The sequence below is a fragment of the Lactobacillus gigeriorum DSM 23908 = CRBIP 24.85 genome (genome assembly GCF_000296855.1).
Classification (GTDB): domain Bacteria; phylum Bacillota; class Bacilli; order Lactobacillales; family Lactobacillaceae; genus Lactobacillus; species Lactobacillus gigeriorum.
In genome coordinates, this window is record NZ_CAKC01000006.1 from 1 (window position 1) to 7,685 (window position 7,685).

Below are 7,685 nucleotides of genomic sequence, written 5' to 3' on the forward strand. Positions count from 1 at the left end.
TACAAATGTAGCGCCGGATACGGAACCGTACGTCCGGTGCAATGAGAGGGGCGAGAATTAAACTCCCTCTACTCTATTTTAAAGAAAAAAATAAAGATGTCTTGACATTTAGATTCAAATATTCCAAAATAATATTCAAATGTAGATTTGAATGCTATTTGGAGGAAATCGAAATAAAATGTTAAAAACTATTATTACCAGTGCAATCACATATAGTAGTACCGCTATAGATTTATTAATAATTTTGATGCTCTTCTTTGCCAAAATTAAAGACAAAAAAGGTATTAGAGACATTTATATAGGACAATTCCTTGGATCTGATGTTCTAATACTAGTTAGTTTATTCTTTGCTTTTATATTGCATTATGTTCCTGATAAGCGGTTATTAGGACTACTTGGAATAATCCCTATATTTTTAGGATTAAAGGCTTTAATTTTTGGTGACTCCGATGGTGAAAAGATAGCAAATAAGGAACTGAATAGTAATAATAAAATGAATTTAATAAGAACTCTTATGTTCATTACTATCGTAAGTTGCGGGGCTGATAATATTGGACTATTTGTACCCTACTTCATTAGTTTGACACCATTGAATTTGGTGATAACCTTGATTGTATTTTTGATAATGATTTTCTTGTTAGTTTTTGTTGCTCAAAAGTTGGCTAATGCTCCTACTATAGGTGCGGTTCTTGAAAAATATAGTCGTTGGTTCATAGGATTCGTCTATATTTTTATTGGCGGTTCTGTTTTAATTGAAAATGGATCAATTCAATTTATAATTAATTTATTTAAATAATGAGTGAGGTAATCTTATGGACGTTTTAGATAAAGTTGATATCACTTGTGATCAAACATTAGTAGAAACAGATAAAGTGATAAAAGTTTCAGACTTTCTTGACAAACCAAATATAAAGAAATACTTTTATGCATTATCTAAGATTTCTGATGAAAAGAAATTAAAAATCGTTTTTTCATTGATTGCACAAGAATCACTCTGTGTTTGTGATATTGCATATATTTTGGATTGTAGTATTGCTACTGCTTCACACCATTTAAGAAAGCTTTACGACGAGAATATTTTAGGTCGTGAAAAAAGAGGGAAAATGGTGTACTACTTTATTAAAGATAACGATTTGAAAGAATTATTTGCTCAACTTAATAAATAAAGATGTAATTAATATTTTTACAAAATTGGTTGTTTTGCACGAAAAATCGATACAAAACGTACATTTATATTTTGATCTTGGTCAAAAAAGTTAGTAGTAGAACTACCACATGGGTAACATTTCCCGTTATACTTGAAAATGTTACATATTAACCATAATTAGCTTTAGAAAATCTTAATAATTAAATACATAAAAAAAACAAGTTGATTTTTTTCAACTTGTTTTTTTCTTTTATTCAAGAAGCAAATAATTGCCATCAATGGACATTAATAATGTTCTCACTGCGATTAATTGAATAGAACGGTCATAGATCACAGGTGTTGAGTCTACATATTCTTTGATATTTCTGCTTAATAGATCTGTGTTTACTAAAGCAAGTAATATTTTTGGATCCATTAACTGATTATATAACTTGGTAGTTAACGTTAAACTAACTAAATTACAACTCCGGCAATGGTATTGTAGTTGGCAAAAAAAGATTGCTTCGAATAGTTGTTCCCAGCGTGCGTGCGAACTTCCTTCATTCCGCATGGTAGTAAAGGGGGTACGCTTTTTAAAATGTTCTTTCATTAATATCAAATAGTTATTATCTACAGTTTGATTGAACTCCAATATTCGTTGCTCAAGTAGATTAAGAACATAGGCGTTAGGTGCTACTATTTGATAATATTTTTCAGCAGCTTCGTTTAATTTTACTGAATCAGTTAATTTAGCTAAATCAGTTGTTAATGCAACTGAAAGAGCTTTTCTAATAGTCGGATCAGTTGGATGAAACTTATAATTTTTCCAATTCGAAATTAAATCATCAGATGGTTCAATATCGACGTCATCTTTTAACCCTAGTTTAGCTAATGCTTGGTCAATATGCTCGCGTAATTGAGTATTAGTCCATCCTTTACTTTTAATTGCTTTGCCTAAATTTGTTGTTAATTTCTTTTTATTGTGCTTTGGCATTAATAAATTACCAAAGCAGGCGCCTGCTATTAAATCCTTTCTTGTTAATTTGATTAATCGATATAAGCTTAAAGTAAAAATAGGGGTCAAAAATATTAACGTTTTAAACGCAAAAATGAAATTCGCAAAAGAAAAAAGGTTGATAGATCAATGCTTTTCAGCATTTCTAACAACCTTTTTATTTTTGTCAAAAATGGACAGAGGTACTTCATTCTAATTTTTAGCTGATCAAAGTAGTGTAGATATTGTAAATAAAAAAATTTTTCATTACAGAAAGGAAAATAACTATGGTTAAAAAATTAAATACAATAGTTGATTGCAACAGAGCCTTAATGGGTTCAGAAATTAAGATCCTAGAAATTGGCAATAGAAAAGCTTATAACGATACCGCAAAAGCTAAAGCCGATGTTAAAGAGTTTCCTACTTTTGTTAGAGCTCAAATTGTTGAAGATCCAACAGGTCTTAACACTGATGCAGAATTCCAACTCAAGTTACGCAACGCAGATAATGTTGAAGTTGGTGAAAGACTTACTATTGATCATGGTGGCTACAAGGTAGTCGGTGGTCAGCTGAGATTTTGGTCAAACAAAACTACATATAACGGTAAAGAATGGATCTTTACGAACGTTGCTGTTAAAGGAGATCACATCGATGCATGGCGTTAGGAATACTACGTGTGAGTATTTGGAGAACGCATGTAACTCGGTATTATCCGATGAGCTTTCTTCGTTTACTCAACAGCTACTTATATTGATGTCATTAGCACCGTTAGGAATTATAGTGGTTTTTCCGCTACCATCAGCCTTTGTTTATAACAAAGAAAATTACTACAAGTTGTATGACATTATTTCGATAGCACTATGGCCAGAATATACATGTCCTAGACCTAATGAAATGCACATTGTAGCGCTTGAGGGACGTTCCTTATCTACTGCTCGTGGCTTCTTCTTCCCGAGTAAAAAAGGATATGCTAAGCGTTTGGTAGGTGATATGGATCAAATGGTTAGGTCTTTTGACTTAAGCCAAGGAATACCATTAATGAACGGATTAACGATCCCATCAAATGTTAATTCAATCATCGTTAGTGGCAATTCTGGCAGCGGTAAAAGCCTTAGCGTTCAAGCAATAAGCGAATTTCTGAGAAGAACACCAAATACCCACCTTGTATATATAGATCCAAAGAAGAGCGCTGGTGCTCGGTGGGCTCGTGGACATCCAGAGATAACTTTGATTGTGCCTAATGAAAATGAACGATTAGAGGAGTATCTAATTCGAGTAACTCAATTTCTTGCCAAAGAGGTTAAAAGAATATTCGAAGTGCAGAATAGTCTATATTTGCACTCAAATAAAGTAGATTCAGATGCGGGTGAAATTAAGCAGCCTAAAACTTGGATCATTATTGAAGAGCTAGAAGCTCTTGAAGCCTTTGGTACAAAGAAAGAGCTTGAAGCACTTTTTCACCAATTGTTGCTTATAAGCTTACTAGGCAGAGAAGCATATACAAATCTACTGTTATCGATGCAGGTACCTCGTAATGATATTCTTCCAATACCGATTAGATCGCAGATGCGATGCCGTATACAACTAGGCAGAATTGACAGTTCAACGACTACTTATCTCTTTCCGGATTTAGATCATATCATGATGCCATATAACGGACCAGGCATTGGAATATGCGACATTGACGGGACAGGCGTTCAGCCGATTGCTATGCCCACTATTAATTGCTAAGGAGAAAAATATGATTACATTAACAACTGAAACTCTTAATCCGACATTAAGAAAAATATTAGAAGAAAATCAACAACCTGACTTTTTGATTTGGCTTCAAGAATATTTAGAAAGCTTCGTCCAATTTTTGATCAGTGCAATTGCAACAGCCTTTATTATTGCATTAGCAATTTGGGGTTTCTCAAGAATTGTAAAGTACTGGAAGTCTGATGCAATTAGGTCACATGAAGTTCAACGCTGGTTACAAGTGGAAGCTAGCCAGGGCATTAAAACTTTAGAGTCCAAAGTCAATTGGATAGTTAAAGGCTCGACGGTTAGATTTCACAAAAATCAAGTAATTATCAGAGTACCGACTAAAGCTTGGTGGCAACTTTATGAAACTATTGACTGTCAACGTGAAGTACGTAAAAGACTTGACTCAACTGAATTTAGAGAACTATTGAGTACCCATTATAGTGGTTATCGCTTTGGTGACATTATAGCCAATCGGAATTGCTACATATTAAAAGGTGAAGCTTACTAATAGATTAAGCCAGTCACTTTGACCTACAAGGTCAAAAAAGATGACTGGCTTTGACAAATGTGACAGGCTATAAAGCCTTTAATATCAACGGCTAAGGGCTTGTTTGTTAGCCGTTTTAATATCGTGACATTGTGACAATATTTGAGAGGTGATAATAATTGGGAGAATTAAGATCGCATAATTTTATGTACGTCCAACAGACGAAGTACTTGAAAGTAAAGCCTGAGGAATTTAGTGAAGTTCTTAATGGCATTAGAGCTGATGTTAAGTGGGCATTTATAAAACACGACAAGGATGAAGGTGTGGAAGAACATTATCACGTAATTCTCCATTACGAGCATTCCTCTAGAATAAGCACTGTAGCTAATATCTTTGACGATGATCCGGAAAGGGTACAAATTTGGGATAATCGATGGAATAATGCATGTGGTTACCTCATTCATGCTACTAAGAATTCCGTTAAGGACGGTAAATATCCATACGATGTTAGTGAGGTCACTGCTAATTTCGATTTTGCGAAAAAGATCACAGAAATTCAAAGTAGGGTTTCTGGTGCTAAACAAATTGAAAATGTCATAAAAGAGTATGGAAACGGTGATATTGATCGTGATGAGTTAGAGCTTAAATTGGGCGATGCGGAACTCGCTAAAAATCATATTTGGATTAGTAGGATTGATGACATTCGTGCTCAAAGAAAACATGAAGAATTCTTAAAAGACTTTGAAGGTCATGCTCAAGAAACTATCTGGCTTTGGGGTGCGGCAGGCGTTGGTAAATCTAGATATGCTGATTTTTTAACACAAGGTAAAGAAACGGCAAAACTGGGTTCAAGCCGTGACTACTTCCAGGATTATCACGGGGAATCCTTTGTAATACTTAATGATTTGCGTCCTAACGAGTTTAGCTATGCTGATCTTTTAAGGATTACAGATCCTTACCAGCATGATAAGTCGGCACCTCGTCGATACCATGATCTTAAATTAAATTTGAAAATGTTGATCATAACGTCGCCATATTCGCCCGATGATTTCTACGAGTATTGTAAAGTCAATAATTATCAAATTGATACTTTCGATCAATTGAAGCGGAGAATACACGCTATACATATAACGTCAGAATTTATGAAAGAGGTGATGCCAGATGAATTTGGTCAAGATGATGAATGGCAAGGATTTATGTAAGACATTGGGGATTAGTACAACTCTTCTGTATAAGTTCCGTAAAGCAGGTATGCCTTATCATCAACTACCAGGCGGAAGACCTTATTATTTAGTCGATGAAGTGATTGTCTGGTTGAGAAATGCAGGCTATCGCCAAGAAAAGATTTGGACAAAATAATTAAGAGGGCGGATAATGTAGTAGATCATTATTCCGCTCTTTTTTATAAAAGAGGTTTAAATATGATCAAGAAAATTTCAAAGGGCAAATATAAAGGTCTTTGGTCAGTTAGAATTCAACCAATGATTAATGGTAAGCGTAAGAGTGTTACTAGAAGGGCTAGTAGTAAACTTGAAGCACAAAAGTTGGAAATTGATTTAAAAGTTAAATATTCAAGTTATAAGAATGGTTTGCCAAGTATTACTGATGAATCAAGGTTTCTGGTTGAATATACTAAATTTGTTGAGAAAAAGGCACAGTCTATTACTGCGACAACAAATCGAAGCTGGAAATATTCATTAACTTTGTTAAATGAATACCTTGAACAAGAAAAGAAAGTAGATATTCAGCTAAGAGATGTTGACCAGCACTTCTTTAATGATTTTGGGCATTGGTATCTTAAGAATCATCCTAAAGCAAGCGTTAAAAAGAGTACTGTAATAGATGTAACTTTGGCCCACTTTAGAACATTCTTAACTTTTCTTTTGGATAAGGCGGTTTTAAGTGTTAATCCAATTCCTAGAGGTTACCTTAAGTTGTTCTTTAAGCAGTCTGATTTTAGTACCGGTAGGAAGTGGCACTTATTTTCTAAAGATGAAATTAGTGCGTTGAGGGAAGAATTACTTAAAGAGTATAAAGGAGCTACTATTGCTAACTCTGTATCTAGGTTAGCTTTAATTGTAGATACTTATCTGGGATTACGACCAGAAGAGTTACAAGTGTTAAAGTTTGAGCAACTAGTAAAGTATGAGGGTTCTTACACTTTTAAAATCGATGATAGTTGGTCAGAAAAAGAAAAAAAGCCTAATGGTTCTTTGAAAGACAGACCAAAAGGCGCTTATAGGTATTGTTTGCCAATTAAGAATATTGAAGTAATTGATTTGATTAAAGATTTTCAGATTAAACAAAAAAAGTACCTCGATGAATATGGTTTAAAAAATACATCGGGATACATCTTTCTGAACTTACATAATTATAAATCAATTAGTTCAAATAACCAATTACCGGTAACACAAAAGAGCTTAAATGAAAAATTAAAAGCTGTTTGTAAGAATGCAGGGATTGAAAAACAGAAAGATTCAATTTTAGCTTTGTATTCTTTGAGAGTTTATTTAAGCAGTTTACTAGGTAATGATAATCGCATATCTAATATGTATGCTTGCCAAAGAATGGGAAATACTATTCAAGTTTTTCTTTCAACTTATGTAAAGGAAAATCGTGAATCTTATAAAGAAAATTCTCAACTTTGGAATTGTTAGTTAAAAATGCACTTTATTTGCACTTTGCAAGTATTGTGACTATTAAAAATATTGATATATCAAGGGTGTTGGCTAAAACCTCTGCGCTTCTAGTCAGCATTTATCAAGATCATGTAAGACAATCAGTTTAACTGGTTGTCTTTTTTGTCGGTTGAAAGGGCTACTTACTTTTTCTAAAATTAGCGTTGTAAAGTGAGTTACAATTTTGTAGTAGGATATGAACAATTCTACATTAAATAGAAAAGAGCAAGAAATGACCACAGACAAAATCATAGACCACGTCACTAGTGCAAACGAAATAAAAGCAATTCTAGAAAAATATATCAAGCCCACTGACACTTGCATCGTGCATACGTCTTTAAGTGCTTTCGGCTATATCCCCGGTGGTGAATATGAAATCGTCAAAATGCTTAAAGAACTAGTAGCTCAAGGAAATATCATAATGGCTGCTCAAACTAATGACCTGTCCGATCCTAGTGAATGGGGTGAACCGCCTGCTACAGTTGCCGCCCAAAAGAAAATCAGAGCTACAATTCTGCCGTATAATGCGGAAAAGACGCCAATCCATATGATCGGCCGTACGCCTGAGTACTTCAGAACTAGTGGCGGTGTTAAGCGAAGCAACCATCCACTATATTCAATGTGTGCTTGGGGTAAGGATGCAGAAGCAATATG

The 7,685-nt window shown here is 34.2% G+C and carries 10 protein-coding genes; 9 read left to right on the plus strand and 1 reads right to left on the minus strand.

The window, feature by feature from the left end; genetic code table 11:
- The first annotated feature begins 178 nt into the window (after positions 1-178).
- Positions 179-796 (plus strand): CadD family cadmium resistance transporter, encoded by a 618-nt coding sequence (locus BN52_RS00800; protein WP_008472147.1) that lies wholly within the window; start codon positions 179-181, stop codon positions 794-796.
- 16 nt (positions 797-812) lie between these two features.
- Complete coding sequence (locus BN52_RS00805; protein WP_008472148.1) at positions 813-1,166, plus strand: ArsR/SmtB family transcription factor; 354 nt, start codon at positions 813-815, stop codon at positions 1,164-1,166.
- 231 nt (positions 1,167-1,397) lie between these two features.
- Here BN52_RS00805 and BN52_RS00810 read toward each other — a convergent pair whose 3' ends face one another.
- Positions 1,398-2,210 (minus strand): hypothetical protein, encoded by an 813-nt coding sequence (locus BN52_RS00810; protein WP_157685028.1) that lies wholly within the window; start codon positions 2,208-2,210, stop codon positions 1,398-1,400.
- A 197-nt stretch (positions 2,211-2,407) separates the two neighbouring features.
- On the opposite strand from BN52_RS00810, the gene BN52_RS00815 reads away from it, so the two are divergent.
- The 7 genes from BN52_RS00815 to BN52_RS00845 all read left to right on the plus strand — a co-directional run.
- Positions 2,408-2,785 (plus strand): hypothetical protein, encoded by a 378-nt coding sequence (locus BN52_RS00815; protein WP_008472150.1) that lies wholly within the window; start codon positions 2,408-2,410, stop codon positions 2,783-2,785.
- 115 nt (positions 2,786-2,900) lie between these two features.
- A complete protein-coding gene (locus BN52_RS00820) occupies positions 2,901-3,851 on the plus strand; it encodes an ATP-binding protein (protein ID WP_241762022.1) in 951 nt (316 codons plus the stop codon).
- Positions 3,852-3,861: 10 nt separating this feature from the next.
- Positions 3,862-4,374 (plus strand): hypothetical protein, encoded by a 513-nt coding sequence (locus tag BN52_RS00825; RefSeq protein WP_008472152.1) that lies wholly within the window; start codon positions 3,862-3,864, stop codon positions 4,372-4,374.
- A gap of 158 nt (positions 4,375-4,532) precedes the next feature.
- A complete protein-coding gene (locus BN52_RS00830; RefSeq protein WP_008472153.1) occupies positions 4,533-5,555 on the plus strand; it encodes a Rep family protein in 1,023 nt (340 codons plus the stop codon).
- Positions 5,515-5,712, plus strand: a complete 198-nt coding sequence (locus tag BN52_RS00835; RefSeq protein ID WP_040473277.1) for a hypothetical protein — start codon at positions 5,515-5,517, stop codon at positions 5,710-5,712. Before BN52_RS00830 ends, BN52_RS00835 begins: the two co-directional genes overlap by 41 nt.
- A complete protein-coding gene (locus BN52_RS00840; RefSeq protein WP_236698479.1) occupies positions 5,700-7,010 on the plus strand; it encodes a phage integrase SAM-like domain-containing protein in 1,311 nt (436 codons plus the stop codon). Before BN52_RS00835 ends, BN52_RS00840 begins: the two co-directional genes overlap by 13 nt.
- A 253-nt stretch (positions 7,011-7,263) precedes the next feature.
- Positions 7,264-7,685: AAC(3) family N-acetyltransferase (locus BN52_RS00845; protein ID WP_040473278.1), on the plus strand; the 422-nt coding region annotated here is incomplete at its 3' end.

What these genes read in the sequence shown, in the direction of transcription:
- BN52_RS00825 (WP_008472152.1), top strand. Translation starts at nt 3,862, where the DNA reads ATGATTACATTAACAACTGAAACTCTTAATCCGACATTAAGAAAAATA.
- BN52_RS00835 (WP_040473277.1), top strand. Translation starts at nt 5,515, where the DNA reads ATGAATTTGGTCAAGATGATGAATGGCAAGGATTTATGTAAGACATTG.
- BN52_RS00800 (WP_008472147.1), top strand. Translation starts at nt 179, where the DNA reads ATGTTAAAAACTATTATTACCAGTGCAATCACATATAGTAGTACCGCT.
- BN52_RS00805 (WP_008472148.1), top strand. Translation starts at nt 813, where the DNA reads ATGGACGTTTTAGATAAAGTTGATATCACTTGTGATCAAACATTAGTA.
- BN52_RS00815 (WP_008472150.1), top strand. Translation starts at nt 2,408, where the DNA reads ATGGTTAAAAAATTAAATACAATAGTTGATTGCAACAGAGCCTTAATG.